Origin of the sequence: Stutzerimonas kunmingensis, assembly GCF_900114065.1 — a bacterium.
Classification (GTDB): Bacteria; Pseudomonadota; Gammaproteobacteria; order Pseudomonadales; family Pseudomonadaceae; genus Stutzerimonas; species Stutzerimonas kunmingensis.
The window spans coordinates 494,191-519,667 of record NZ_FORS01000002.1 but is presented as its reverse complement, the minus strand read 5'-3'; the positions used below and the strand labels follow the sequence as shown (position 1 = coordinate 519,667).

General features: G+C 65.7%; 32 protein-coding genes. All 32 read left to right on the top strand.

Annotated features, from left to right (window positions below; genetic code table 11):
• Positions 1–14 precede the first annotated feature (14 nt).
• The 32 genes from BM275_RS06890 (at position 15) to BM275_RS06730 (ending at position 25,477) form a co-directional block, all read left to right on the top strand.
• The gene (locus BM275_RS06890; protein WP_003821054.1) at positions 15–575 is read left to right on the top strand and encodes a DUF2857 domain-containing protein; all 561 of its coding nucleotides are present in this window, start codon (positions 15–17) and stop codon (positions 573–575) included.
• 2 nt (positions 576–577) lie between these two features.
• Complete coding sequence (locus BM275_RS06885; RefSeq protein WP_090520174.1) at positions 578–1,837, top strand: STY4528 family pathogenicity island replication protein; 1,260 nt, start codon at positions 578–580, stop codon at positions 1,835–1,837.
• 316 nt (positions 1,838–2,153) lie between these two features.
• On the top strand, positions 2,154–2,936 hold the full coding sequence (locus BM275_RS06880; RefSeq protein WP_090520172.1) for a PFL_4669 family integrating conjugative element protein: 783 nt from the start codon (positions 2,154–2,156) through the stop codon (positions 2,934–2,936).
• Positions 2,933–3,460, top strand: a complete 528-nt coding sequence (locus BM275_RS06875) for a DUF3158 family protein (RefSeq protein ID WP_090520170.1) — start codon at positions 2,933–2,935, stop codon at positions 3,458–3,460. Before BM275_RS06880 ends, BM275_RS06875 begins: the two co-directional genes overlap by 4 nt.
• A gap of 72 nt (positions 3,461–3,532) precedes the next feature.
• Complete coding sequence (locus tag BM275_RS06870; protein ID WP_033947983.1) at positions 3,533–3,985, top strand: single-stranded DNA-binding protein; 453 nt, start codon at positions 3,533–3,535, stop codon at positions 3,983–3,985.
• Positions 3,986–4,258: 273 nt separating this feature from the next.
• Complete coding sequence (locus BM275_RS06865; protein ID WP_090520168.1) at positions 4,259–6,271, top strand: DNA topoisomerase III; 2,013 nt, start codon at positions 4,259–4,261, stop codon at positions 6,269–6,271.
• Between the two features lie 1,009 nt (positions 6,272–7,280).
• A complete protein-coding gene (locus BM275_RS06860) occupies positions 7,281–7,493 on the top strand; it encodes a hypothetical protein (protein WP_090520166.1) in 213 nt (70 codons plus the stop codon).
• Between the two features lie 22 nt (positions 7,494–7,515).
• Positions 7,516–7,908, top strand: coding sequence for a hypothetical protein (locus tag BM275_RS06855; RefSeq protein WP_090520163.1), 393 nt, complete (start codon positions 7,516–7,518; stop codon positions 7,906–7,908).
• A gap of 211 nt (positions 7,909–8,119) precedes the next feature.
• Entirely contained in the window at positions 8,120–8,857 is a 738-nt protein-coding gene (locus BM275_RS06850) for a DUF5983 family protein (protein WP_090520161.1), read from the top strand.
• 96 nt (positions 8,858–8,953) lie between these two features.
• Entirely contained in the window at positions 8,954–9,232 is a 279-nt protein-coding gene (locus BM275_RS06845; protein ID WP_090520158.1) for a uridylate kinase, read from the top strand.
• A gap of 284 nt (positions 9,233–9,516) precedes the next feature.
• Positions 9,517–10,326 (top strand): GTPase, encoded by an 810-nt coding sequence (locus BM275_RS06840; RefSeq protein WP_090520155.1) that lies wholly within the window; start codon positions 9,517–9,519, stop codon positions 10,324–10,326.
• Complete coding sequence (locus tag BM275_RS06835; protein ID WP_090520153.1) at positions 10,323–10,541, top strand: hypothetical protein; 219 nt, start codon at positions 10,323–10,325, stop codon at positions 10,539–10,541. Before BM275_RS06840 ends, BM275_RS06835 begins: the two co-directional genes overlap by 4 nt.
• Before the next feature lie 78 nt (positions 10,542–10,619).
• Positions 10,620–10,973 (top strand): DUF3085 domain-containing protein, encoded by a 354-nt coding sequence (locus BM275_RS06830; protein ID WP_021264238.1) that lies wholly within the window; start codon positions 10,620–10,622, stop codon positions 10,971–10,973.
• A gap of 267 nt (positions 10,974–11,240) precedes the next feature.
• Complete coding sequence (locus tag BM275_RS06820) at positions 11,241–11,963, top strand: hypothetical protein (RefSeq protein WP_236301352.1); 723 nt, start codon at positions 11,241–11,243, stop codon at positions 11,961–11,963.
• Between the two features lie 5 nt (positions 11,964–11,968).
• On the top strand, positions 11,969–12,478 hold the full coding sequence (locus BM275_RS22405) for an XF1762 family protein (RefSeq protein WP_139229570.1): 510 nt from the start codon (positions 11,969–11,971) through the stop codon (positions 12,476–12,478).
• 262 nt (positions 12,479–12,740) lie between these two features.
• Positions 12,741–13,658, top strand: a complete 918-nt coding sequence (locus BM275_RS06810; RefSeq protein WP_090520150.1) for a DUF3577 domain-containing protein — start codon at positions 12,741–12,743, stop codon at positions 13,656–13,658.
• Positions 13,659–13,714: 56 nt separating this feature from the next.
• A complete protein-coding gene (locus tag BM275_RS06805) occupies positions 13,715–14,404 on the top strand; it encodes a DUF3275 family protein (RefSeq protein ID WP_090520148.1) in 690 nt (229 codons plus the stop codon).
• 94 nt (positions 14,405–14,498) lie between these two features.
• The gene (locus BM275_RS06800) at positions 14,499–14,840 is read left to right on the top strand and encodes a hypothetical protein (RefSeq protein WP_090520145.1); all 342 of its coding nucleotides are present in this window, start codon (positions 14,499–14,501) and stop codon (positions 14,838–14,840) included.
• 102 nt (positions 14,841–14,942) lie between these two features.
• On the top strand, positions 14,943–15,350 hold the full coding sequence (locus BM275_RS06795) for a hypothetical protein (protein ID WP_090520142.1): 408 nt from the start codon (positions 14,943–14,945) through the stop codon (positions 15,348–15,350).
• Between the two features lie 76 nt (positions 15,351–15,426).
• A complete protein-coding gene (locus BM275_RS06790) occupies positions 15,427–15,768 on the top strand; it encodes a hypothetical protein (protein WP_090520139.1) in 342 nt (113 codons plus the stop codon).
• Between the two features lie 111 nt (positions 15,769–15,879).
• The gene (locus tag BM275_RS06785) at positions 15,880–16,533 is read left to right on the top strand and encodes a hypothetical protein (protein ID WP_090520136.1); all 654 of its coding nucleotides are present in this window, start codon (positions 15,880–15,882) and stop codon (positions 16,531–16,533) included.
• A gap of 64 nt (positions 16,534–16,597) precedes the next feature.
• Positions 16,598–17,707, top strand: coding sequence for a DUF6094 domain-containing protein (locus BM275_RS06780; RefSeq protein WP_090520134.1), 1,110 nt, complete (start codon positions 16,598–16,600; stop codon positions 17,705–17,707).
• A gap of 51 nt (positions 17,708–17,758) precedes the next feature.
• Positions 17,759–18,070, top strand: coding sequence for a methyltransferase (locus tag BM275_RS06775; protein ID WP_090520132.1), 312 nt, complete (start codon positions 17,759–17,761; stop codon positions 18,068–18,070).
• A 91-nt stretch (positions 18,071–18,161) separates the two neighbouring features.
• The gene (locus BM275_RS06770; RefSeq protein WP_090520130.1) at positions 18,162–18,467 is read left to right on the top strand and encodes a hypothetical protein; all 306 of its coding nucleotides are present in this window, start codon (positions 18,162–18,164) and stop codon (positions 18,465–18,467) included.
• Positions 18,468–18,547: 80 nt separating this feature from the next.
• On the top strand, positions 18,548–18,847 hold the full coding sequence (locus BM275_RS06765) for a hypothetical protein (protein WP_167362150.1): 300 nt from the start codon (positions 18,548–18,550) through the stop codon (positions 18,845–18,847).
• 158 nt (positions 18,848–19,005) lie between these two features.
• On the top strand, positions 19,006–21,237 hold the full coding sequence (locus BM275_RS06760) for a helicase-related protein (protein WP_442962803.1): 2,232 nt from the start codon (positions 19,006–19,008) through the stop codon (positions 21,235–21,237).
• A gap of 111 nt (positions 21,238–21,348) precedes the next feature.
• Positions 21,349–22,218 carry a hypothetical protein gene (locus tag BM275_RS06755; RefSeq protein ID WP_090520124.1) on the top strand — a complete coding sequence of 290 codons (870 nt, stop codon included), beginning with the start codon at positions 21,349–21,351 and terminating at the stop codon, positions 22,216–22,218.
• Between the two features lie 158 nt (positions 22,219–22,376).
• The gene (gene pilL2 / locus BM275_RS06750; protein ID WP_090520121.1) at positions 22,377–22,976 is read left to right on the top strand and encodes a PFGI-1 class ICE element type IV pilus protein PilL2; all 600 of its coding nucleotides are present in this window, start codon (positions 22,377–22,379) and stop codon (positions 22,974–22,976) included.
• Positions 22,973–23,614: a hypothetical protein gene (locus BM275_RS06745; protein WP_090520119.1), complete on the top strand. Its 642-nt coding sequence runs from the start codon at positions 22,973–22,975 to the stop codon at positions 23,612–23,614. The genes pilL2 and BM275_RS06745 overlap by 4 nt, the downstream gene beginning before the upstream one ends.
• A gap of 14 nt (positions 23,615–23,628) precedes the next feature.
• A complete protein-coding gene (locus BM275_RS06740; protein ID WP_090520116.1) occupies positions 23,629–24,354 on the top strand; it encodes a TIGR03759 family integrating conjugative element protein in 726 nt (241 codons plus the stop codon).
• The gene (locus BM275_RS06735; protein ID WP_090520114.1) at positions 24,336–24,941 is read left to right on the top strand and encodes a transglycosylase SLT domain-containing protein; all 606 of its coding nucleotides are present in this window, start codon (positions 24,336–24,338) and stop codon (positions 24,939–24,941) included. The genes BM275_RS06740 and BM275_RS06735 overlap by 19 nt, the downstream gene beginning before the upstream one ends.
• Complete coding sequence (locus BM275_RS06730) at positions 24,938–25,477, top strand: integrating conjugative element protein (protein ID WP_090520111.1); 540 nt, start codon at positions 24,938–24,940, stop codon at positions 25,475–25,477. Before BM275_RS06735 ends, BM275_RS06730 begins: the two co-directional genes overlap by 4 nt.

The window sequence follows — 25,477 nt, the reverse complement described above, 5'->3', positions numbered from 1 at the left end:
CGAGGGAGGCCAGCATGTCCGCACCACACCCACTCAACCAGGCCGTCATCGCCCAGGCCCTCTATGACCTGCGCAATGGGCAACTGCGCCGCTGCAAGCTGATGGGGTTTGGCGAGGAAGAGCTGGACGCCCTCAAGCATCCCGCGCTGATCAGCGTGCTGGCCAACGCCAACGTCTCGTGGTGCTCGGTGACGGTCAACCGCGAAGTGCTCCGTCGTCTGCTCAGGCAGGCGCAGGATGTGGAGAAGGAGATCGCCACGGTCGATCGCATGCTGCGCCTCGGCGCGAGCACCGAAATGGTCAGCCGCTTCTACGGCCTGACCCACCAGGAAGTGGCGCTTCGCCGCGAAATCCTCGGCCTGCCCAAGCGCAAGGGTCGCCATCCCGTGCTGGACGAGAAGCAGGACACGGAGCTGTGGCGGCAATGGAAGGCCGTGACCAGCAGCAGGAACGTCGATCTCGAAGACGAGACCTCCATCCTCGATGCCGCCATGGACTTGGCCGAAGGCATGTCGCTGCCTCTGTCGGTGGTCTGGGCCTCGATCAAGAGCTGGGTCGATCAAGGATTGGGTTGACCATGGCCGTGGACGACACCGCACCACGTCGTGGCCCCATCGCACTCGCAGACCTGTTCGACGCTGCGCTGAAAGACCTTGTGCCCAAGCCCAACGCCGACGCGCCCCCGCCCACACCCACGCCTGTCGCGATGCCCACGGGCCCGGCGTCTGGCGATGCCTTCCTGTTCAGCGGCAACCGACACGAGACCGTACCGCGACGGCTGTTCCTCGACCGTCGCCTGACGCCACTGGAGCGCAACGCCTGGCAGGTCTTCCGGCTGATGCTCAATGACGATGGCGTGACGGCGTTCCCGACGTATGAACAGGTTCGGCCTTGGCTGGCGTCGATGCCCTGCGCCGGGCAGGCCTCGCACGAAACCGTGGCGCGAGCCCTGACGCTGCTGCGGCTGACCCGATGGCTGAGCCTGGTGCGGCGACGGCGCGATGCCAAGACCGGCCGCATCCTCGGCAATCTCTATGTCCTGCACGACGAGCCGCTGACCCCCTTTGAAGCGATGCAGCTCGACCCGGATTACCTGCAGCTCGTCAGCCAGGCGCTCGGCCATTCGGCCAAAGCCGTGCAGATCGTGGGCCTGCACACCCTCAAGGAAATCGGCGAAGACCCGATGCTGGCTGGGCGCACCCTGCCGTCGAGGCTGCAAGTCCTGGCCGAACGCCTCGCCAGCCAGGGCGTCGGGGCGCACGAAGGTTATCCACAGGAGGACGCCACGCACGAATCCGAAGAAGGGGCGACGAGCCTTCTTCGGAATCCCGATGCCCCCACTTCGGAATCCGAAGCAGGGTCGAAACCCGCGCCAGACGCCTCTCTTCGGAATCCGAAGCAGGCCCGTACAGTACGTAGTAGTCGTATTAATGAAGTACGTACTACCGCGCAGACACAGGCGCAGGCGCGCGCGCTGGGCGACCTGCAATGGCCAAAACACTTCGCGGAACTGAAGGCAGAGCAGCAGACAGGTGCGCGGGTGGCATTGCAGCAGGTCGATGCTGCGCTGAGGCAGGCGGTGCTGGACGAATGGGCCGCACGATGCAGCAACCATGGCATCCGCAATCCGGCTGGGTATCTGTTCGGCATCATCCAACGGGCCATCCATGGCGAATTCAACGCCTGGGCCAAGAAAGATGCGCCGTCAGCACCCGTGCCGCCGAATGAGCGGCCACCACCAGCACCACCGCCATCCCAGCCGCAGGGCAAGCCGGTGCCGTCAGAAGTCGCCAGGCAGCACATCGAGCGGCTGCGCAACCTGCTCGCCAGCAAGTGAGCGGGCCTGCAAGGCGGTGAAGTGGATGCCAGTGGCTTCCAGTAGAGCTATCCCCAGGGGATAGTTCTACTGACGGCTACACGTCGAACCGCTGCACGCCAAGCCCCGATCGCCTGCGGCGGGATCGGCCTTGTCCGCGCTTGATCCGGGCGTGCAGCGTTCCTTGGCGCTCCATGGAACTATCCCCTGGGGATAGCTCGCACCACATGCACCCGCCGCGCCGTGAACCGGGGACTGGCGGGTTTCGGTTTGTTGACTGACTGCCTTCCGCCACCTGCCGAAGCTGTCCGCTCTTTTCCAACAACGAGCGGACACCATGGCAACCACCAACGAACCCCTGCAACTGAATCTCGGCTCCTTGCGCAGCGCGATGTCGCTGACGCTGCACACGCACCACGCCTCTCGCATCTGGCACGGCCGCGCCGCCGCCGAGGGGCGACCGGGCATCGTCGGCCTGAACGGCTACATCGCGCAGATGAACAAGATGCGGCGCGGCTCGGAGCAGGACGACCCGTACAGCGACTTCTGGATGCTGCGCATCGAGGACAAGCTCGACCAGACGAAGGCCACGCTGCAATCGCTGCGCGAGCAGGTGGACCAGGCCCTGGCAAGCGTGCCGCCGGCACTCACCCTGGGCGAGAACCTCAACGTGCAGCCCGTCAAGCTGCCGCTGTTCGTCAATGCGCAGTTGGGTTTTGCCGCGGTGTACTTGCTGGCCGACTACGACGACATCGCCCGCAAGCTGATCCTCGCGCACCACACGGCGTTGATCGATCGCTCGACGCTCGAACGCTGGCTCAACGAAGGCGCGCATGCGCTGCGCAGTCTTTTCAGCCTGGCCCACCAGTACCGCTACTCGGGCTGCACCCGCGACGACTTCGCTTCCAAGAATGCGGCAGCGCGGGCGGCGCTGGAGAAGTACGGCGAGTTGCCGCAGGACGTGCTGGAGGGCACGCGCCGCTCGAAGTTCGCGCCGCCCATCGTGCGCCGTGGCCTGCAGCAGCGCGGTGACGGCCCTGCCGCAACCGCATCGCCCAGCGACGAGGCCGCCACCACCCAGGCACCCGAGACCACCGCGGGCGAGGACGCGCAGGCATGAGCGACCCGAACCGCGACACCCGCTATTTCCGGCCGCTGCAACAGACCGCCTTCATGCGGCTTGAACACGCAGGCTCTCAAAAAGGCCTTTTAAGGCCTTTTAAGGGTAAAGGGGACTTGGAGGCCTGGGCCAGTCAGTGCTTCGCCATGCGCGACGAGTTGATTGGCTTGGCGCAGCGACAGGTGCTGCCACAGGCCCTCGGGCATCCCTTCCACCTGCTGCCCATCGAGTTAGCCCAGCAGACCACCGGCGCAGGCACGGTGTTTTTGCGCTGGCGCAAGCACGACAGGTCAGCCATGGGCGTGGCCCTGTGGCAGGAGCTGATGGCGAGTACCAGCACGCCGGTCAACCTCCTGGCCGACCTGCACGCGATCGAGCTTCAGCGCATCACGCTGAACATGCAGATCAGCCTGTTGCACACCTTGGGCAGGCAGGCCCAGGAGTGCGCCAGCAAGGCCGCCGAGGCGGAAGACGCCTACCTGCGCCGGCTCAAGTCCACACCGCCCACCCTGCGCGATCGGTAATCGCGCAGGGCACCCCAGCACGCGCCCGCCGCCAACCAGGTGCGGGTATTCAACCACCACGGAGATTGCAACATGAGCACGCATTTTTCTGGCGAGGGCAACATCGGTTCGCCCCCCGAGTACCGGGAGTTCCCCAACGGCAACGACGAGCCCAGCCGCCTTCTGCGCCTGAACGTCTATTTCGACAACCCCATTCCCAAGAAGGATGGCACCTTCGAGGATCGCGGCGGCTTCTGGGCGCCGGTGGAAATCTGGCACCGCGACGCCGCGCACTGGAAGGACCTGTACCAGAAAGGCATGCGTGTGCTGGTCGTCGGCCGCATGGAACGCGAACCCTGGACGGACAACGAGGATCAGCCGCGCGAGACCTGGCAGATCAACGCGCGCAGCGTCGGCATCCTGCCGTTCCGCATCGAGTCCGTGACCCTCAGCCCCAGGCAGCAGGAGACCGCGCAGGAGGCGCAGCCGAAGCCCCAGGCCGCCCAGGAACCGACCGCGCCGAAGGAGCCGAAGCGCAGGAAGTGATCCGGCATGGGGCGGCGGCAGTCGTCGGTCGCCCCATGCACTCGCGAGCTATCCCCAGGGGATAGCTCCATCAACGTCCACCGGCTTCCACGCGCTCCCGAAAATCGCGGCTCCCGGCCGGCACACGCCCGGCCGCACGCCACTTCCGTCCCGACCATTCCATCCCGTGAAAGTGGTCGCCACCGCATGCGGCTTGTTTGCTGCTGCCCCTGGTGGTTCTCGGCATCCTCGATTCCAGCAACTCAATGAACCACGGAAATCGGATGGACGGACATGCGGCTGTTCTTGTGCGAGAAGCCCTCCCAGGGCAAAGACATTGGCCGGATTCTCGGCGCGACGCAGCGCGGTGAAGGCTGTCTCAGCGGCTCCGGTGTCACCATCACATGGTGCATCGGCCATCTCGTAGAAGCGGCAGCCCCCGAGGTCTATGACGCGGCACTCAAGCGCTGGTCGCTGGAGCAGTTGCCCATCGTTCCCCAGCAATGGCGGGTCGAGGTCAAACCGAAGACCGCCACGCAGTTCAAGGTCGTCAAAGCGCTGCTGGCGAAGGCGACCCATCTGGTCATTGCAACCGACGCCGATCGCGAGGGCGAGCTGATCGCCCGCGAGATCATCGACCTGTGCGGCTACCGCGGCCCCATCGAGCGCCTATGGCTGTCGGCGCTCAACGATGCGTCGATCCGCGCCGCGCTCGGCAAGCTGCGGCCGTCGTCCGACACGCTGCCGATGTACTACTCGGCGCTGGCGCGCTCGCGCGCCGACTGGCTCGTGGGCATGAACCTCAGCCGGTTGTTCACCGTGCTGGGCCGGCAGGCAGGTTACGACGGCGTGCTGTCGGTCGGGCGCGTCCAGACGCCGACGCTCAAACTCGTCGTGGACCGCGACCGCGAGATCGCGGCCTTCAAGTCGGTGCCGTTCTGGGCCATCGATGTGTCCTTTTCCGCAGGTGGACAGACTTTCAGCGCGCAGTGGGTTCCGCCCGATGGCTGCACCGACGACGCCGGCCGCTGTCTGCAGCAGCCCATCGCCCAGCAAGCCGCGCAGCAGATCCGCACTGCGGGCAGCGCCCAGGTGGTATCGGTCGAGACCGAGCGCGTGCGCGAAGGCCCGCCGCTGCTGTTCGACCTGGGCACGCTTCAGGAGGTTTGTTCCAAGCAGCTTGGGCTGGACGTGCAGGAGACCCTGGAGATCGCCCAGGCCCTGTACGAGACGCACAAGGCCACGACGTACCCGCGTTCGGATTCCGGCTACCTGCCCGAAAGCATGTTCGCAGAGGTGCCCACGGTCCTGGACAGCTTGCTCAAGACCGATCCCTCGCTGCGCTCGATCATGGGCCAGCTCGACCACTCGCAGCGCTCTCGCGCCTGGAACGATGGCAAGGTCACGGCGCACCACGGCATCATTCCGACGCTCGAACCCGCGAACCTCTCTGCCATGAGCGAGAAGGAACTGGCGGTGTACCGGCTGATCCGCGCGCATTACCTCGCGCAGTTCCTGCCCCACCATGAGTTCGACCGCACTGTCGCCGAGCTGTCCTGCGGCCAGCAGAAGCTGGCGGCCACCGGAAAGCAGGTCGTCGCCCAGGGTTGGCGGCTGGTGCTGGCCGAGCCGCAAGCGGACGAGGATGGAGAAGCCACGGCGCGCAGCCAGGTGCTCCCCGCGCTGCGCGAGGGCATGGCGTGCCAGGTGGCCGAAGCCGAGATCAAGGCGCTCAAGACGATGCCGCCCAAGCCCTACACGCAGGGCGAACTGGTCAAGTCCATGAAGGGGGTCGCCAAGCTGGTGACGAACCCGCGCCTGAAGCAGAAGCTCAAGGATACGGTCGGCATCGGCACCGAGGCGACACGGGCCAACATCATCAGTGGGCTGATCGCCCGCGGCTACATCGTGAAGAAAGGACGCTCCATCCGTGCATCGGATGCGGCATTCACGTTGATCGACGCCGTGCCCGCGGCGATTGCCGACCCCGGAACCACCGCCGTGTGGGAACAGGCGCTCGACATGATCGAGGCCGGACAGCTCACCCTGGACGTGTTCCTCGGCAAGCAGACTGCATGGATTTCGCAACTGATCGTACAGTACGGCAGCACCTCGCTGTCCATCAAGGTTCCCCAGGGTCCCGCTTGCCCGCAGTGCGGCGCACCGACGCGCCAGCGCACCGGCAAGACCGGCCCCTTCTGGTCGTGCAGTCGCTACCCCGACTGCAAAGGCACGCTGCCGGTCGATTCCGGCACGTCCAAGCGCGGTGCCTCGCGCCCGCGCAGTAGCGGCCGCAAGGGCTCCTAACCGACCCCGCTCCCCGAGAGCCGTGCCCGCCATCGGCGGCGTGGCCCATGTCCCGCACGCCCTGCGGGACGCCCAGCGCGCAACGCCTTCTCTTGTCCGTGTGCGCGTCCCGCTCGGCCGCCCCCGGCCGCGGGGCCTGAAGGTAGCTTCTCCGCGAACCGTGTCCGGGGTTTCCCGGCGCATTCTGCTGATCTGCATTTTTCCGCCTCTGCGAAGGGTCCCCCGATGGCTTGCCAGGCTGCGAGCCACCCGGAGACCCTTCGTGGTCAGCGGTATTCGATGCCGTGCCCAACGGCGAAAAACTGGGCTCCTTTTGTGCGCGGATGTGCGCCAGAAGATGCCGGCGCCAACCACGATATGCGCCGGGTGCGATTGCTTGATGAGCAGACGGTTCTAGCGACGACCGGGCCTGCCAATCAGCCCACGGGTGGTTCCGTCCTCCCGAGCCGGAGGCCGCAAGGCCTTCGGCGCCTTTCTCCTGCCGATCAACGGCCCGGCAGGATCACACCTGCAGGTGACCTGACATCTTCATCTCCTTATCCTCGACACCTCACAGCAATGCAGTTGCTCTCCAGCAGCGTACGCAGCGACATCGAGGTGATGAGTCCACTTGATAACCCCTCACGTCGAAGCTGGGGGATAGCACACCGAATGGCTACTTTGCAGCGGAAGCCGTCAGACGCCTCCAATTTCAACTGGTCCGCATAGCCGGCTCCTGCCAGCTATGACCAGCAGGCTGAGCGATCAATCGGGGCTCGGCCAGATGCCGTTTTCCAACTGACGCGGCGCGCCCCGCGCACGAAGCTGCCCGCATGTTCGCTGATTCGTCAGCACATGCCAGCAGCCAGGGTTCCAAGCTGCCGCGGATCTCTTCCGCGTTGCCCGCCAGTCCGCATCGCATCAGGTCTGCGGACGCGCGTCCCCCGTGACGTCGATGCTTTTTATCAACCGCGTGCGGGAGCTGCCATCCCGCGAGGGACGAGGCCCCGCTTTTCCAAGGAGCCCGTCCATGTCCCAGCAAGCATCTTTCGGCCAATTGGCCTCGACCTACTGCGGCAAGTTCCTGCCGCTCGAAGTCCTGCAAAGCGCCGCCGGTCACTACATCGGCACGCGCGATGCCGAAGGCCCCGTTTCGCGGGAATCCCGCGAGTACTTCCGCAGCTACGCCGCGGCTCAACGTGCCCTCGATAGAGGCGGCTGGTCCCAGCTCGCCGTTCCTTGATCCAAACTGGAGGAATCACGTCATGAACCAGCTACTGCCGCAGGAAGTCGTCGATCAGATCATGCGGGAAGAGCAGCATTTCGCCGCCGCGCCCCAAGCCTTTTTCGAGGCATGGAAGCGCGGTGTCGAGATCGCTGGCCCCGAGTGGTTCGGCAACGGCACCCGTGAAGGTCTAAACCTGTCCAAGAGCAAGTGGGATCTGCGCCCCAACATGCTGCGGCTCAACGACGCCCTCGGCGTCCTGAGCAGCGGCGAACGCATGTTCCTGTCCGCCATGGTCAGCTTCTACAACGCGCGCGAGGGCGGTGCCATGCTCAAGCGCTGTCACTTCAACGGGCTGTCGGACTTCGACGGTCTCGACCTGCAACGCCGCAAGGTCATCGCCGACCTGCTCGTGAACTACAACGGTTGGTGATCCGGTCTCCGGCACACCACCACGTCTTCGTTCACTCCCCACGAGGGGCATGCGCCCACGAGGCCGTGCCCCTCATTTTATTTCCCGTAGTCCAGAGCAGTGCTGACAACGCCATGGTCGGCGCTGCCTGACACTTTTTCCATTTTTCAACCCACCGGGTCCAATTCCCGGTGGCGGGAATTGGCTCCATTATTCAATCTGGAGAGTTCCCATGTCTCAGAAACCTAATCCCTTTCTTCGCGGCTACTGGAATCTGAAAATCGTCCGCACGCTGTGCATCAGCTACGAGGACGGAAGCCCGCATGTCTGGCGCAACATCCATGCGAGCCAGCAACACCTCTCCGACGAGGAACTGGTTTCATCGTCCTGCATCGTCGCCAGCGATTTCGCCGTGGTCAGCAATGGCCGCGAAGCCGTGAGCGCCGAGGTACTGGCCGAATGCGATGCCGGTGAAGGCGTCAGCGGCGAAGGCGTGATCGGAGCCGTGGTCTATGCCATCCATGGCGAGGACTTCGACGGCCGCCCAGTCCACGTCGGTGATGCCTATTCGGCCGAGGCCGCGCGGGAAGCCGTGCAGCGCCTGAGTTTCGAGACCGGCAATTACAGTCGGTGCTGGGAAATCAGCCGTGAGCACATCACCGTCGATACCTGGCACTACCTCGCCAACCTGGCGGACCTCGCCACGCCGGAGGCCTTTCTCTTCGTTGCATTCCGGGTGCCGTACAGCCCGGCGATCGGCGTCAAGCTGATTTCCACGCCCTGGACGGACCAGAACCTGGAGCACGCCGAAGGCATCACCGCCGAGCAGCTTCGACAGGAGCATCGGAACAAGGGCATGCCGGATGATCTGGCGAACATCCTTGATCTGGCTGGCCGGGCCGATGTGCGCATCCTGATCCTCGACGCCGACGCACCCGCGCTGCTGGGCCTGCCACTGGCCGAGTCCTAGCAGCCGCACGACGCGCCAACCTTCCTCTTTGTCTCCCCCAAGCCGGCCCGTCTCCCGCCAGGAGCCGGGCTGGTCCATTTTCATAGGAGCAACCTCATGTTCCCCGACCTCATCTCACGCGCACCCGACTTCGAGCACCAGCTTGGAGCCTGCGTCAACGCCATGGGCCAGGACGACGCCATCGGCCAGATCCTGGTATTCGAGCGCACGCACGGCACGCTGCACATGCGCCATATCGCCGGCGCCGACTTGGTGGACACCGACATTGACGACTACGAGATGGTCGTCTTCGACGGTGGCAACACCAGCGGCGACACGTGGAAGCATGTGTTCTTCCCGCGTCAGCGCGAGCACTACTTCGTGTACGAAGCCTGACCCAACCAGCCCCTTTCGAGGGGCTTCTTCTTGCCCGCAGCGCAGGAAAACCGGGTGCGGCGAAGTGCCGTTTCATGCGGGCGGGTAGCCCGGCCCAGGGCCATCCTTGCCCCCATGTTCGTCGGCGTTGCCGACACATGCCCAGGCAGCCGAGACCTTCGAGGCTGCAAGTGCGGAAAACCGTGCTGGTCGTTTTTTCCTGTGGACGTACCGCGTCCATCCACCCACAAGGGGTCTCTCCCTTGCGGGCCGGGATTCCCTTGTTCTTCCCCAAGGAGATTCCCATGGATCGCTCTCTCATCAAGACCCTGATGCCTTCGCTTGTCGCAGGCCATGTGCCCCGCAACGTGCGGTCGTTCAAGTACCGTGTGTTCGATGATCAGCCGCAGTCCTCGACACTGGGCTTCGTCATCGATCCCCAGCCCTTCAACGGCAAGGTGGTCGCGGCCAACGACAACGCCATCGTCGTCAAGCTCAAGCCCAGCGAGTTCGCGGTACTCGATCCCAGCCTGGTATCCATCGTTCCCAGCGAAGGCGCCAAGGTGCATGTCCAACCGTATGCCCGCCGCCGCTTCGACGGCCTGCGTGCGGACACCCCGGAAGAGCGCACGGAGATGACGTCCGATGGCACTCCCTACACCGTCAAGACGCACATCCTCGGCTCCGCACCGGCCAAGCTGCCCATCCCCGAGCCAGAGTGCCTGGAGTTGGGCCAGCTCATCCAGCAGTTGGAAGAAATGCCAGCACCCGACGGGTTCCGTCGCATCACTCACATGCTGGTCGATGCGGGCGCCCGCGACTTCACCTGGGTCGATCCCACGCCGTCCAAGATCATCGAAACGCCTCCGGCAATCAGCTTCACGGTTTCGACCACGAAGTTCGAGGGCCGGGTGACGATCCTGTACGACCGCGCGGGCGACACCTACGTGGTGGAGCTGCGCCGCGACGGTGAACTCGATCGGCACGACGAGGTGTATTTCGACATGCTCGGTGACGTACTGGAGCGGCTTATCGACGACGGGCGCTGGCGCCTGATCGACGTGAGCGTGATCAACGCCAAGGCCAACCGGCGACGCCAGGCGGTTGCAGCATGACGTCCAAGGCAAATGACTGCTGGGTGGTGTATTCGCCCAACGAGTCGGCCACCAGCGACAGCGCCGGTTTCTGGTCCAACGAGTTCGGCTGGGTCCAGTTCGACCAGGCGACGCGCTTCTCGCTCGAAGAAGCCTTGTACGCAGAGATTCCGGTCGCAGTCGGTCGGGATACGCGCTTCGTCCCGTGGCAGGAAGCCCGGCAGCACTACGGCTGAGTCCGCAGCCTACCGGCGACTTGCCCCATAGGCCTTTCATCCGTTCGGGTGGAGGGCCTTTTTTTCAGGAGATGAACCATGTCACTTCGATTCAAAGGCAGCGACCTGCGCCCCGTGCTGGCCGAGGCCGTCGCCAACCAATGCCGCGTCGTCCTCGCCAAGGACCAGGGCGTGTACTTCCTCGCCGAGCAGGGAGAGCGCCGTCCCGATGGCCGCGTGAAGCTGCTGGCCTATGCCGTCGGCTGCAACCCGGATACCGACCCGTTTGACGACTGGTGGGAGCTGGCGCGCGCCGAGCTGGGCGGCGACGACTTCGGCGAATTCTTCGACCCGAAGGAAGGCGTCTTCGCACGCATCCTGCACGGCACGGACGATCTGATGCTGTCCGCCACCACGACGCACCTGTCGCTGGAGGTGGTGCCATCGGCGTAGCGCGGCTACTGCCGTCCCCTCACGGCGGCTGGCCCGGTCGAAGTCCAGCAGCGTGAAGCCCGGCTCGATGGACAGGTATTCCAGCCAGTGGATCGGCACCTGCCAGTGCGCAGCGCAGTCCCGCACGAAGCGCAGGGTCGCTTCCACTTCCTTGCCGGTGTTGGCGAAGCAGACCACGGTGTCGGCAGGCAGGCCGCCATTGGCCTGCAATACGCGCCAGAGCATGTAGGCACTGGTGCGCCCGCCCGAGAAGCTGATGCAAGTCGGTTGAGTGATCTTGAACGGGTCGTGCATGCGGTCGTCTCCGTGGGCATGTCGGCGGGCATGCCGACGAGGCGGGCCAAGGCGGCCGGAGACGAGCGCGCACACGCAGCAATGGCCGCGGTGCGGAGAAAAGAAAGCCCCCATGAAGGGCGCCAGGGCGAGCCGTTCGAGGCTCTGATCCGCAAGCGCCAGTACCTGCCCAACCCCGTCGCGCGCGGCTGCACGACCAGCCTGAAGATTCGCCCGATGCACGGCTACCTGCGGCATCTGGGCTGGACGGACTGGGACCAGATGATCGGCATCCGCGCCGACGAGCAGCGCCGCGTCGCCAAGATTCGCGCGCGCGGCCATTCCACCGAATCGACCCACGAGACCATGTGCATGCCGCTGGCGGACGCCGGCGTCACCGTGCGCGACGTGGGCACCTTCTGGCAGGCGCAGCCGTTCGACCTCGACCTGCTGACGGTCAACGGGCGCACGCTCGAAGGCAACTGCGACCTGTGTTTCCTGAAGCCGCGCGGGCAGCGCCTGGCCCTCATCAAGGCGCGGCCCGAGGCCGCCGTGTGGTGGGTTCGCATGGAGTCGCTGAACCTGGCGAGCAAGCCCAGCGGCGCCCGGTTTCGCGCCGATGGCCCGAGCTACGCCGACCTGGCACGCTTCGCCGCCGACCAGGGCGATCTGTTCGACACCGCCGAGGAACCGATCGCCTGCTTCTGCGGCGATTGACGCACATGGGCGGGCCATCGACTTCGCCATCGCTGCAACTGCTGCCGGTGTCCTTGCGCTGTGCCAATGCCTTCGTGCAGGAGCACCACCGCCACCACCGGCCGGTTCAAGGGGCGAAGTTCGCCATCGCGGTCGCGCTGTCCGGCAGCGACGGCATCTGCGGCGTGGCCATCGTCGGTCGCCCGGTCGCCCGCCACCTGGACCATAGCTGGACGCTCGAAGTCACTAGGCTCTGCACCAATGGCGCACCGAACGCCTGCAGCAAGCTCTACAGCGCGGCCTGGAAGGCGGCCAAGGCCTTGGGCTACACGCGGCTGATCACCTACACCTTGCCCGAGGAAGGCGGTGCCAGCCTGCGCGCCGCCGGCTGGCGGCTGGTCGGCATGCGCGGCGGCGGTGCCTGGAGCCGCCCCAGCCGTCCCCGCACCGACACCCCCGAGCACCTGCGCGGCCCCAAGTGCCTGTGGCAGGCGCCAAGCGGCGCGGACAAAGGGAAGCGCCCGGATGCCGATTGATTGCTGCCGCGCGCGCGAACCCCGCCCATGCTGCCCCCATGCCTCGCTGACAGCCGTCAGCAGCATCCCAGGTAGCCACGATCTTCAAGGCTACGGCGCGGTTCCACCGCGTTGATCACCCAGCTCGCACCGCATCCGTCCGCGAGCGGCCACCAATCTTGGTGGCGGATGCTTTCGCCTTATCAACCCACCGCGGGGTTACGCACCTTTCCCCGCATGCGTGGGCCGGTGTGTCTCCGCTTCATCCCTATGGAGATTCACCATGAACACCACGTCCAACGAGAAATCGTATTTCGACATCCACACCTCGGGCATCGGATATATCCAGCGTGCTCGCGAGGTTCCCGTCCGGGGCGGCCGCCGCGCGCAGCCCTTCCTGGCATGCACCATCGCCGCGCTGGTCGGTTCCGCCAAGGACCCGACCTACCGCTATTTCGACGTCAAGGTGTCCGGTGCGGATGCCAAGAAGCTGGTCGAGCGCTACATCGGCGTTGACGATCCCAAGCAGCGCCCGCTGGTGCGCTTCCGCCTCGGAGACCTCTGGGGCGATGCGTACATCCGCGACAAGGGCGAGCACGCCGGCAAGCCGGGCGCCAGTCTCAAGGCGCGTCTGCTCAAGGCCGAGCCGCTTGACCGGGCCGAACTGGCTTCGATCAGGCAGCACGAGCTGATCACGCGCGGCATCGGCTACCTCAGCCGTCCGAAGGACGTCACCCCCAAGGATGGCGATCCGTTCCTGTCGTGCTGCGTCGCGGCACTGGCCGGGCCTGTCGGTGAACCGGAATATCGGTACATCGACACCATCGTCGCCACCCCCGAGGCCGAGCACCTGGTTCGCCGGTGCGTGCAGGCCATCGAAGGGGACCGAAAGGTGCTGATCGGCTTCAAGTTGAACGACATGAAGATCGATCCGTACATCCGCACCAAGGGCGAGCGCGCCGGGGAACCGGGAGCGAGCCTGGAATCGACGCTGATCCACATCGGTCTCATCAAGATCGACGGCAAGACAGTCTATTCGCCGAGCCAGGCGCAAGCCGAAGCGCCGCAAGCCGAGGACGCACCCGCGCCCGAAGCCGAGGTTGCCGCCGACACCGCTGCCGACCAACCTGTCGAGCCCGCCGAGCGCGAGCCCGCAGAAGAAGTCGAGGAGCAGGAGCCGGCGATGGCCGAGTCGTTCTGATCCGGCATGGCCCCTCACGGGGCCTTGCTTTTTCCTATTTCCCAAGGAGAACCATCATGGCAGCCACATCGGCACCTGCGAGATCAGTCCTGCCCATCGTCGTCCCGGGTCAGCTCACATTGCGGACCATCCGCGGCAAGAACGGCCCGTTCACGGTCGGTCGCCTGACCACCCCCATCGGCGAGTTCGCCGTCAAGGACGCGGAACTGGAGCAGTACCCCGAAGGCAAGTACGACGGGGAGTTCGTCATCCGCTACATCTTCGCGAAGTCCTATCCGGTCGCGGGTGGCGCGCGGTTTGAAGTCCGCGCCAACCTCGATGGCATGACGCTCAACGGCATCGAAAAACTGAGCCGTGACGAGGCCCGCAGCTTCGCCACCCAGGAAATCGATCCGCTCGATGAAGAGTTGGGAGCGCAGCCAGCGGCAACGCCGGCCAAGCCCGCCAGAACGTCCAAACCCGCGAAGCCCGCACCCGTGCAGGCATCTGCGGACCCGCTGGTCGATACCACGCCCTTCGGTGTGGATGCGCCGACGCCCACTGCGGCTGCTGCCACCGGCAGCGCCGAAGATGGCGACGCCGTACTGTTCGGCATCCTGTGGCCGCTGGGCGAATCCGTCCGACTGGATTCGACCATTGACCGTCGCACGTTGCGCGCGCAGGTCGCCCGTCTGGGCGAGTTGGGCTACAGGCACCAGTACCAGACGCAGGAGTGGAGCCGTCAGGCCGCACTGGAACCTGCGTGATCGCAAGCACCGCATCCGCGGTGTTCTTCATCCACCCGCCGGGGTTCCTTCCCCATGCGGGGGATGCTCCGGCATTTTTCTGGAGGTCTCCATCATGTCCACCATCGCTTGCGATACCCCCCGTTCTACGCTGGACGAATCCGCGTGGCAGGCTGTCTGCAAGACGGCTGCCGAGCACGCCCAGCGTGGTTGCGGCCTAGCCTGGGAACACTGGGTCACGCTTTTCAGTTCCGAGATCGACGCGCAAGTCAGTCGGTTGCCGGAGAGCCAGCGCGTTCATGCACTGGAAATCGCTGCCCAGGAATGGGACTACGCAACACCTGCCGAACGGCAGGAAACCCAGGAGTGGCTCGCCGAGAACGGCTGCTGCTCGCACGGGATCGAGTTCGGCTACTGCCCGGCCGGTTGTGATCGTGACGATGACGACTGGGACTAAGGGCAGAGCATAGGTTCCTTCGCCGCAATTGCGGCTTTTCATCACCCGCTGGGGGTCTTCCCCATGGGGAGGCCTCCGGCTCCACTTTCCAGGAGGCCTCTCATGGGCTGGTATTTCTCTTCCCAATCGCGATCCGAGCTGATCGCGGAACTGGTTGCACCCCAGGAGACCGAGCGCGTCAGCGCCAAGGTCATCGCCCACACCCTGCGCGGCAACGTGCTGTGGTCTGTGGTCGAAATGACCGCCAAGGTCGAAGGCGTGCATCGTGATCTCTCGCCGGGTCAGTCCCTGCGCTACATCCGCTGCGATCTGCTCGAATGCAGCGGCGGCCAGTGGGGCTACAAGCCGCTGGACGAATCCATGCACCCGTACTACTACTCGTGCCCGCTGTCCTATCTGGATCTCGCACCGGAGCAATCCGCCGACTGGCGTGCAGGCGTTCGCGCCTACCACGCACGACGGCGTACCCCGACCGCCGCCATGGCATCCGCTACGGCGCTGACGGTCTGAATCTCTTCCTTCCACCCGCCAGGGCAGCACTTGCCCATGCGGGCGGTGCTGTTCCAGCTCATCCAAGGACACCTCCATGAGCCAGCACCACTTCGAGACCCATCACAAAGGATTTCCCATCACCGTCATGCTCGGCTGGGATCGGCCACTGCGCTATTTCTTCATGACGATCCGCAAGCCTGCCGAGCTGATCGACAGCACCATGAAGGTCGAGGACGAGGATTTCCTGTACAGCAACCTGCACGAGGAAGACCCGTTCGGCCACGGTCTGGACTACTACCGTGCAGTCCTGGGCCATTTCCACATCGACGTGCCGAGCAGCATGTTCACCGAAGTCCAGAAGGACTATGCGGGGAACGTCGGCAATCGCGTCGTCAAGCATGAGGCCGATGGTTCGTTCGCCGAACTGAGCGCCTGACGTCACCTGCGACGCAGCCGAGGCATTCGCCCTGGCACTACGCGTTTTCATCCCTAACGGGGCATTCACTGCCCCTGCGGGCGGTGCGCCCCTCACATCGAGGAAACCACCATGCCTGCCATTTCATCCGACCCGCAGCCCTTGTACCGCATTGACGAATGCAGCGACCTCATGGCCGATGCCTGCGTCTGCGGCGACCAGGGCGATCTGATCTTTCTCTCGGTCTGGGCGCGCGACACCGCCATCCAGCAGTTCATCGGGCGGCTCACCCTGGGCCGAAGCGAGGACGGCCTGGACCAGTTCCACGTCGTCACCGACCAGGGCGGTTCGCTGCCTGTGTTCGTCGGCTCGGTCGAGCGCCTTGAAAAGCGCCTGACCCGCAGCTATCGCCGCACGCTGTTCGGCTCGATGGTCAATCTCTGGCTGTTCGACCGGCGCTGCATCCGGCCCGACAAGAGTTCGGCCAGCGCCTTGGCGCTGCTGCCGCGCTCCGCGGCCGATCCCACGTCACGCCTGTGGCACCTGGTCAAGGACACGTGCCCGCTGCCGCTGCTGGACCACTGGCAATCGCCAGTCCTGGCGCTGCTGCGCGAGCGCGAAATGCTGTGCTCCCTGCGCATGGCCCTCGGGCCGCTGCAAGGGTTCCGGCTCGCCATCGACGTGCCCGCGCTCACCGAAGCGCTGGGCGACCTCATCCGCCAGGGCGTGCTCACCGCCTATCCCTATCCGGCCAGGATTTGGACGCCGGAAGTGGAATCGGTTTGACCCACCGCGGAGGCATGCATTGGCGTGCTTCCGTCCTTCATCCCCGCCAGACAGGAGACTTCCCATGGCACTCATGTTCCCCAGGCTCGCTCGGAATTTCGCCAAGAACGGGTACTACCCGACCGACGAAGCCTCCCTCGAAAGAACCCTCAGCGCGCTCGCGCCCAGCGATGGGCCCATGTGCATTTGTGATCCCTGCGCTGGCGAAGGCGTTGCCATCGCCGAAGCCGCCCATGCCCTCGGGCCTGAGCTGACCAGCGCCTATGCCGTCGAGTTCGATCAGGAGCGGGCCACCCACGCCCGGCTGCTGGTCGATCACTGCATCCACGGTGACCTGATGGACACCATGATCTCGCGGCAGGCCTTCGGCCTCCTGTGGCTCAACCCGCCCTATGGCGATCTCGCAAGGGACACCAGCGGCAACCTGGGCTATGAAGGCAAGGGCCGCGCCCGTCTGGAAAAGCTGTTCTACCAGCGCACGCTGCCCCTGTTGCAGTACGGCGGCATCCTGGTCTTCATCCTGCCGTCCTACGTGCTGGATAAGGAGATGGTCGGCTGGCTGACACGCCATTTCGCGGACCTGTCCGTATTCCAGGCGGTGGACAAGCAGTTCAAGCAGGTCGTGGTGTTCGGACGTCGTGTCCGGCAGCGCGACCAGGCGGGCGATGACGTGAAAGCGTCACGCGCCCGGCTGCTGCAAATCGGCCTGGGCGAACAGGAGGCGGACGAGTTGCCGCCCGAATGGACGCTGCTGCCGTATGTGGTCCCCACGGCCCCCGCCGAGCCGGAGCATTTCTACCGGATCAGCATGGAGCCCGAGCAGTTCGCCGACGAAGTACGGCGCCTCAAAGGCCTGTGGCCCGCGTTCGAGACCCATCTGGGCGCGACCCAGCAGACCTTGCGTGCTCCGGCACGCGCCTTGTCCCAGTGGCACCTGGCACTGGCCCTCGCGGCCGGCGCGATCTCCGGTGTCGTGCAGTCACCCACCGGCCGCACCCTGGCCGTCAAGGGCGACACGTTCAAGCAGAAGTCTTCCGCCGTGGAGTACCGCGAGCGCGACGACGGCTCCTTGGCCGAGACCCGAATCCTGACGGACAAGTTCGTGCCGGTGATTCGGGCCTGGGACCTCACACTCAGCTCTTCCACGCTGGGACAGGTTCTCACCATCCACTGACCCCGCAGGCGGCCTGCCGCCTGCTCTTCAACACCTGCAAGGAGTATCCCCATGCTGTCCATCTTCCAGGGGCGCAAGCCCCAGGTTCCACCGCTCTTCGCACTGGGCACGCTCAAGCTGAGCGAGAAGGTGCATTGGCTGGCAAGCAAAAGCCTCATCGACCCTTTGCCCTACGTGCAGCGCCATGTGCGCGGCGACTGGGGCGAGGCCAGTGAGGCCGAGTGCCAGATGAACGACGTCGCGCTGGAACAAGGCGCACCCATGACGTCGCGTTTCAAGATCACCCCGAGGCTGTTCCTGCTCGTCATCACCAGTGACGACCAGTGCACCACGGTCGTGCAACTGCCGGAAGAAAAGTCTTGATCTGACGGTTGTAAATCACCTATCCATTCACCCTGTCGGGAACGATTCCCGATCGGGAGATCGCTCCCGCCAATAGAGAAGGAGCATCTCCATGGCTACCGTCCATCCCAACGGGTACCGCCGCACTCTGCTGTTTCCTATTGGGGCACTGGTCTTCAGCGAAGGCGTCGATCGCCTGATGCGCGAAGGCCGCCTCGATCCCATGCCGTACTTCCAGCGCCATACCCGTGGCGACTGGGGCGAAGTCGCCGACTACAAATGGCAAGCCAACAACGCTGCCCTGATAGCTGGCGAGCGGCTCGAATCCATGTACTTGGTCCATCGGGAACTGCGCATCTGCGTGGTCACCGAAGCCGACCGCAGTGCTACGCACATCCTGCTGACGACCGAACGCTAGTCCGGCGTCTTTTCTTCCACCCACCGGGGTACTTCGCCCCGATGGGGCGAGGTGCCTCTTTTTCTGAAGGAGCCATCTCCATGTCCACGCCTGCACAGCACGCTTTTCCCAGGTTCAACCCCGGCCAGGTCGTCATGACCTCGGGCGTCGCCAGCCTGGTTCAACAAGGCCAGCTCAATCCCCGTCCGTACCTGTTGCGGCATCTGTCCGCCGACTGGGGTGACCTCGACGACAGCGACCGGCGCCAGAACGACGCCGCGTTGAAGTCGGGAGAAGACCGCCTGTTTTCGTCCTACGAGGTCGGCCCGAGCCTGAAGGTCTGGGTCATCACCGAATGGGATCGCAGCGTCACCACGGTACTGCTGCCCAGCGAGTACTGATCGTCTCCACCACCGGCACGCGCGCCGGAATTTCCTTCCCACCCGGGGGCATGTCACCGCCCTTTGGGGAGTGGTGCATGCCCCGTTCTTCTTTTCGGAGCATCACCATGAACGCACAAGTCATCGACGCGGCCTCGGCCGCTGATACCTCGTCCCCGATGGACGACCTGCTCGAACAGGAACCGTCCGAGCTGTCCATGAGCCTTCAGGACTTCGTTTCCGAGTTCGGAGACGAGCTGCTGGAATCCCTCAACCGGGCGAACCCGCCCGTCTATAGCGGCACGCCGCGCCCGCACCGGCAACTGGTGCTGGCCGGGCTGAAACGCCAGTTGTTCCCCGCCCAGGCCGAGGTCGTGCATGCGGCCTCAGAACTGCTCGTCAACCAAGGCGAGCGGGCCGTCTTCGTCAACGGCGAGATGGGCACCGGAAAGACCACGATCGGCATTGCGCTGGCCGCGGTCCTGCATGCCGAGGGCTATCGCCGCACGCTCGTCCTGAGCCCGCCGCACCTTGTTTACAAGTGGCGCCGGGAAATCCTCGAAACCGTCGCGGGCGCAAAGGTCTGGGTGCTCAATGGCCCGGATACTCTGCTCAAACTGATCAAGTTGCGCGAGCAGCTTGGCGTGCCTTCGCCGGCGCAGGAGTTTTTCGTCCTCGGTCGTGTCCGTATGAGGATGGGGTTCCACTGGAAGCCCGCCTTCGCGCGCAAGCACACCCGTCACGGCGACGTGGGGGCCTGCCCGCACTGCGGAGAGGTCGTCACCAACCTCGACGGTGAGCCGATCACTGCTCAGGAGCTGGAGGCGGAAGAGTTTCGCCGCAAGTGCAATGGCTGCGGCGGCGCGCTGTGGACGCTGATGCGTCCGCGGTCACTGTCCGGCAGCGACCAGTCCTCGGCTGTGCTGCGTGCCTTGAAGCGTATTCCCACCATCGGCGAAGCCACCGCGCAGAAGCTGATGAAGACCTTCGGGGACAGCTTCCTGGCCTCGATGCTCGGCGACAACCTGCACAACTTCATCAACCTGATGGACGCGAGCGGGAAGCTGGTCTTCTCCGACCGCCAGGCGCATCGCATGGAGCGGTCCATGGCGAACATGGAGTTCGGCTTCGGTGAAGGCGGCTACCAACCCAGCGAATATGTGAAGCGGTATCTGCCGCGCAGCACGTTCGACTTGCTCATCGCAGACGAAGCCCACGAGTACAAAACGGGCGGTTCGGCGCAAGGCCAGGCCATGGGCGTCATCGCGTCCAAGGTCCGCAAGACGGTCTCGCTCACTGGCACGCTGATGGGCGGCTACGCCGACGATCTTTTCCACTTGCTGTTCCGCGCGCTTCCGGGCCGCATGATCGAGGACGGCTACATCCCCGGCCGCAACGGCAGCATGAACGCCGCCGCCATGGCCTTTATGAGGGATCACGGCGTCCTCAAGGACATCTACTCCGAGTCCGACGGTCCGGCGCACAAGACGGCCAAAGGCAGCAAGGTCACGGTCAGAACGGTCAAGGCCCCCGGCTTCGGCCCCAAGGGCGTGCTGCGGTGCATCCTGCCGTACACCATCTTCCTGAAGCTGCGAGACATCGGCGGTGTTCTGCCACCGTATGACGAGGAGTTCCGGGACGTGGCGATGAGCGCCGAGCAAGGCGAGGCGTATCAGAAGCTGGCTTCCAGCCTGACGCAACAGCTCAAGGAGGCCCTGCGCAAGCGGGACACCACTTTGCTGGGCGTGGTCCTCAACACGCTGCTGGCGTGGCCCGACTGCTGCTTCAGGGCAGAGACGGTCCGCCATCCGCGCACGCGCGAGGTGCTGGCATTCACACCGGCTCAGTTCAACGAGCTGGAGGTGATGCCCAAGGAACGCGAACTGATCAACATCTGCCGCGAGGAGAAGGAAGCGGGTCGCAAGACCCTGGTGTATTCGGTCTATACCGGCACGCGGGACACCACGAGCCGGCTGAAGATGCTGCTGGAGCAGGAAGGTTTTCGGGTGGCGGTACTGCGCGCGAGCGTGGATGCCAGCCAGCGCGAGGACTGGATTGCCGAGCAGATCGACCGGGGCATCGACGTGCTCATTACGAACCCCGAACTCGTCAAGACGGGGTTGGACCTGCTCGAATTCCCGACGATTGTTTTCCTGCAGTCGGGGTGGAATGTGTACACGTTGCAGCAGGCTGCACGCCGCTCGTGGCGGATCGGCCAGAAGCTCGCCGTGAAGGTGATCTACCTGGGGTACGCCGCCTCTTCGCAGATGGCGTGCCTCGCGCTGATGGCCAAGAAGATCCTCGTGTCCCAAAGCACGTCCGGCGATGTACCCGAATCCGGGCTGGATGTGCTCAACCAGGACGGTGATTCCGTCGAGGTCGCACTGGCCCGGCAACTGGTCGCCGCCTGATCCCACGCCAATGCCGGCCTCGCGCCGCCGGCTTTCCGTTGTTCCCACCTTGCAGCCACGCCCACGGTCTCCGTGGACGTGGCTGCGCCTTTTTATCCCAAGGAGATTTCCATGAACACCCATACCCAAGCCACGTCCGAAACCGTGAAGGCTCGCATGACGCTGGACGTGACCTGTCTGCTCGACGACGAGGCCGCGTCGGAAGTACTGGCACGCCTACAACGCATGTGGGTACGCGCCATCGGCGAGAGGTTGCTAATCGATGAGACCGCCGCGAAGGTGGATTCATGGTCGATCGAGGTGACCGAGTTGCCCTCGGCGCCTAACAGCGATGCGCTCGAATCCGAGATCGCCGCCTTCATGCAGCAGCGCATCGAGGACGGCAACCTCGGTGCAGAGGACATTCCCTTGCGCCTGGCGCGCTATGGCCTGATGGCCCCCGAGGATTTCATCGACGAAATGCGCGAGCGCATGGGCATGGCCGACGAAGTGCCCTCGGGCCAAGCCATCATCCCCTCGACCGAACCTGCCGACGGCGGTGAGATCGAGATGCAAGTTGCGGTCGCCTGCGTCGATGCCTCCGGCAGTCCCGACATGCCGATCTTCAAGGTCAGGATCACCCAGGAGGAATACGACCTGGGTATCCACTACGACAAGGCCAGGGAACTGGCCGAAGAAGCCCGGTACGAAGGGCCGTTCGTCTGCTTCGACGCTGCCGAATATGTCCCCATCCTGTCGGCCGCCCGCGAACTGGGCCTTGTCCCGCAGGTCGTCGTGGTCGATATGACCGACGGCCAGATCCACTCCATCCGCTGCGACAGCGGCGAGATCAAGGTCATCTGCTACGACACCAGCGACACCGCCGAGTATTCGGCGGCGGTGGCGAACCGGCCGCTCGGCGAGAACGGGCAGTTCGTGCGCTGCTGGTCGCACACCCAACTGGCACAGGTCGATCCCGGCCTGAAGCTGGCTCGGGAGTGAGCTGGCGAAGTCCGATGCGTCTTCACTGGCCCCTTCGGGGGCCTTTTTCTTTGGTGGGAGGCTGTCGGGAAATCGGGCGCTGCCTGGTTCGCATTGTTTGCTGCCGCTCGTGGCCCGAGCGGCGATGGTGAGGGCTCGATGTTTCAGGACGACGCGCCATGTGCCCCTCTCCACCCTGGTTTCACCATCCCGAACGCCGCCTGCTGGCGGGTTTTCTCGGCCTGCTTTGGTCGGTGCTGGCTGGCGGCTGCGCCACGACCAGCGCGCCGGTCGCGCCAGACACCATCGAGGAAATCTCGGCCGCGCCTGTACCCGAAGCGCCCGAGTACATCCCCGTCGTGCGCTACGGCCGCTACACCCTCGTGGAACTGGCACCGACAGCAGCGCAGCGCGACCTGCTGTTGCAGACCATCGATGTCGCCATGCCGGAGGACGCCCGCGCCACGGTCGGCGACGGGCTGCGGCATGTGCTCAAGCGCAGCGGCTACGGCTTGTGCCAGACGGCGCACGCGGTGATCGAGCTGTACGCACTGCCGCTGCCGGCGGCGCACTTGCACCTTGGCCCCATGACTTTGCGCGATGCGCTGCTCACCTTGGCTGGCCCGGCCTGGGAACTGCACGCGGATGACCGCGCGCGGCAAATCTGCTTCCAGCGTCCCGGCGACAGCATGACCGCCGACAACACACCCGCGCCGCCCGCCACCGAGGCGGCGCAGACGTTCCCGCTGGCGCCCGCGGCATCGGGAGGCCAGCCATGAACGCCCCGCAACCCGCCCAGCGTTCAACCGCCGCCGTGGTGGTGCAGAGCCTGATGTGGCTCTGGCTGTTCGGCCTCAGTGTCTTCGTGGCCCTGGGCTACCAGGCCATGAACGACCAGGCCGACCAGGAGCGCCTCGAATCCCGCCTGCAACGCCTAGAAGCGCAGGCAACAGGCCTGGCCGAGACCGTCGAAGCCATCCAGCAGCGTCCGGCCGTCGCCACGGCGGCAGACCTCAAAGACACCCGCCAAATCCTGGAAGCACGCGCGGCCCAGGTCGAGAAATCGCTGAGCGCCTATGCCGCCGCCGACGACCTTCAGGCACTGCGCGCCGAAGTCGAGCAGGTCAAGGCGCGGCAGACCGCTGCGCGCGCCGCTGCACCCGCCCAGCCGCGCACCAGGAACAAGCCCGCCGCCAAGCCCGAACCGCCGCCGCTCCCGTTCCGCATCGTCGGTGCCGAACTGCGTGCCGGCGAGCGCAGCGTGTCCGTCGCGCCGAGCAGTGGCGACTTCACGCCCGACCAGCTTCAGGTGCTGCTACCCGGCGATGCGGTCGGCCCGTGGCGCTTGCAGGCCGTCAAGGGCAACACCGCGGTGTTCCAGGCCGGCGACCAGACCCGCCGCGTGGCGATTCCCTGACCGGAGCAGATCGCATGAAGCCATCGATCATCCTTTCCGTGCTCCTGCTGGCGTTCGCCCAGTGGCCCGTCTGGGCGCAGCAGCCGCCTGCGGCTCCCGCCCGCAATGCGCAGAGCCAGGAGCGCCCGCTGGTCGCCCGCATCCTGGACGACCGGGTGGCGAGCGACTGGGGCCTGCAACCGCAGGAATGGGCGCGCTACCGCGAACTGATGGACGGGCCGCTGGGAATTTATTCGCCCAACCTGGACCCGTTGTCGGCCTTGGGCATCGAAGCCCGCACCGACGAGGAACGGCGCCGCTACGCCGAGCTGCAGGTGCAGGTCGAAGCGCGCCGCGTGGAGAAGCTGCTCGCCTACCAGAGGGCTTACGACGAGGCCTGGCAGCGTCTGAACCCTGGCATGCAGCGGGTGAACTTGCCCGACGACAAGCCGATCGCCGGAGCTACGCGCGGCTCCGGCCGCACGGCGGTGTTCGTCAAGGACGGCTGCGAAGCCTGCGGACAGCTCGTACAGCGCCTGCAATCCTCGGGGACCGAGTTCGACCTGTACATGGTTGGCAGCCGCCAGGACGATGCGCGCATCCGCGACTGGGCCAAACGCGCGAACGTCGATCCGGCGCGCGTGCGCAGCGGCACCATCACGCTCAACCACGACGGCGGCCGCTGGCTGTCGCTGGGCCTGCCCGGCGACTTGCCCGCGGTCGTGCGCGAGGTGAACGGCCAATGGCAGCGCCAGCCGTAGTCGCCACCTCTGTTTCGCAGTTCTTGCGCGCACTGACGCTCGCCGCTGGCCTGTGCGCCTGCGTCGCCCAGGCCCAGGAGGTTCCGCCACCGGCCTACCAGCTCGCCGCACAGCGCGCAGGCATCCCCTCGACGGTGCTCTACGCAGTGGCCTTGCAGGAAAGCGGCATCCGGCGCAACGGGCGCATCGTCCCGTGGCCGTGGTCGCTCAACGTCGCCGGCCAGTCGCGCCGCTATGCGACCCGCGCCGACGCCTGCGCGGGCTTGCAGCAGGTGATGCGCTCCACGCCGCACACGCGCATCGACGCGGGCCTGGGCCAGATCAACCTCGGCTACCATCAGCAGCGCTACGCCAGCGCGTGCGACCTGCTGGACCCGTACCGCAACCTCGCCATCGCTGCCGAGATCCTGCGCGAGCAGCACACCCCCGGCGAGGACTGGTTGCTGGCGATCGGCCGCTACCACCGTCCTGCGGGCGGCGAGCCTGCCGCCCGCTACCGGCGCAGTGTGTCGCGCCACCTCGCCCGGGTGCAGGGCGCGCGCCCAACCGCCGCGGTCCTCGCCGCGCGTCAGGAGACATCCCCATGACGACATCCCATCTGGCCTTTCGGGGTCTGCTCGTGCTGCTGGCAGGTCTGCCGCTGGCCTCGCGTGCCGGCGAGCCGCTGATCGTGGTCGAAGACCGTGGCGGCACGTCGGCGCTGCCGTATTACGAAGCCCTGAACCTCCAGCCGCGCGCCAACGCGCCGGCCCGGCCGCCGATCCCGACACCCCAGGGTCCCGCCACGCCGGCGGACGAGGCCGCGATGCTACCCGTGCGCAGCGCCAAGCTCACGCCCGGCACCGTCGCGCGGCGGGTCATCGAGGCTCCGGGTCTGCGGCCTTTCGTGGTCGTCGGCGACGACGAGGCGTCCCATGCCTGGCTGCGCCGCCAGGCGGCAGCGCTGCGCGAGCGCGGCGCGGTCGGTCTGGTAGTCAACGTCGAGACCATGCAGGGCCTGGCGCGGCTGCGCAGCCTGGTGCCCGGTGTGCCGCTCGCGCCTGTGTCCGGCGACGACCTGGCCGAGCGTCTGGGCCTGCGGCACTACCCGGCGCTGATCACGGCCACCGGCATCGAGCAATGA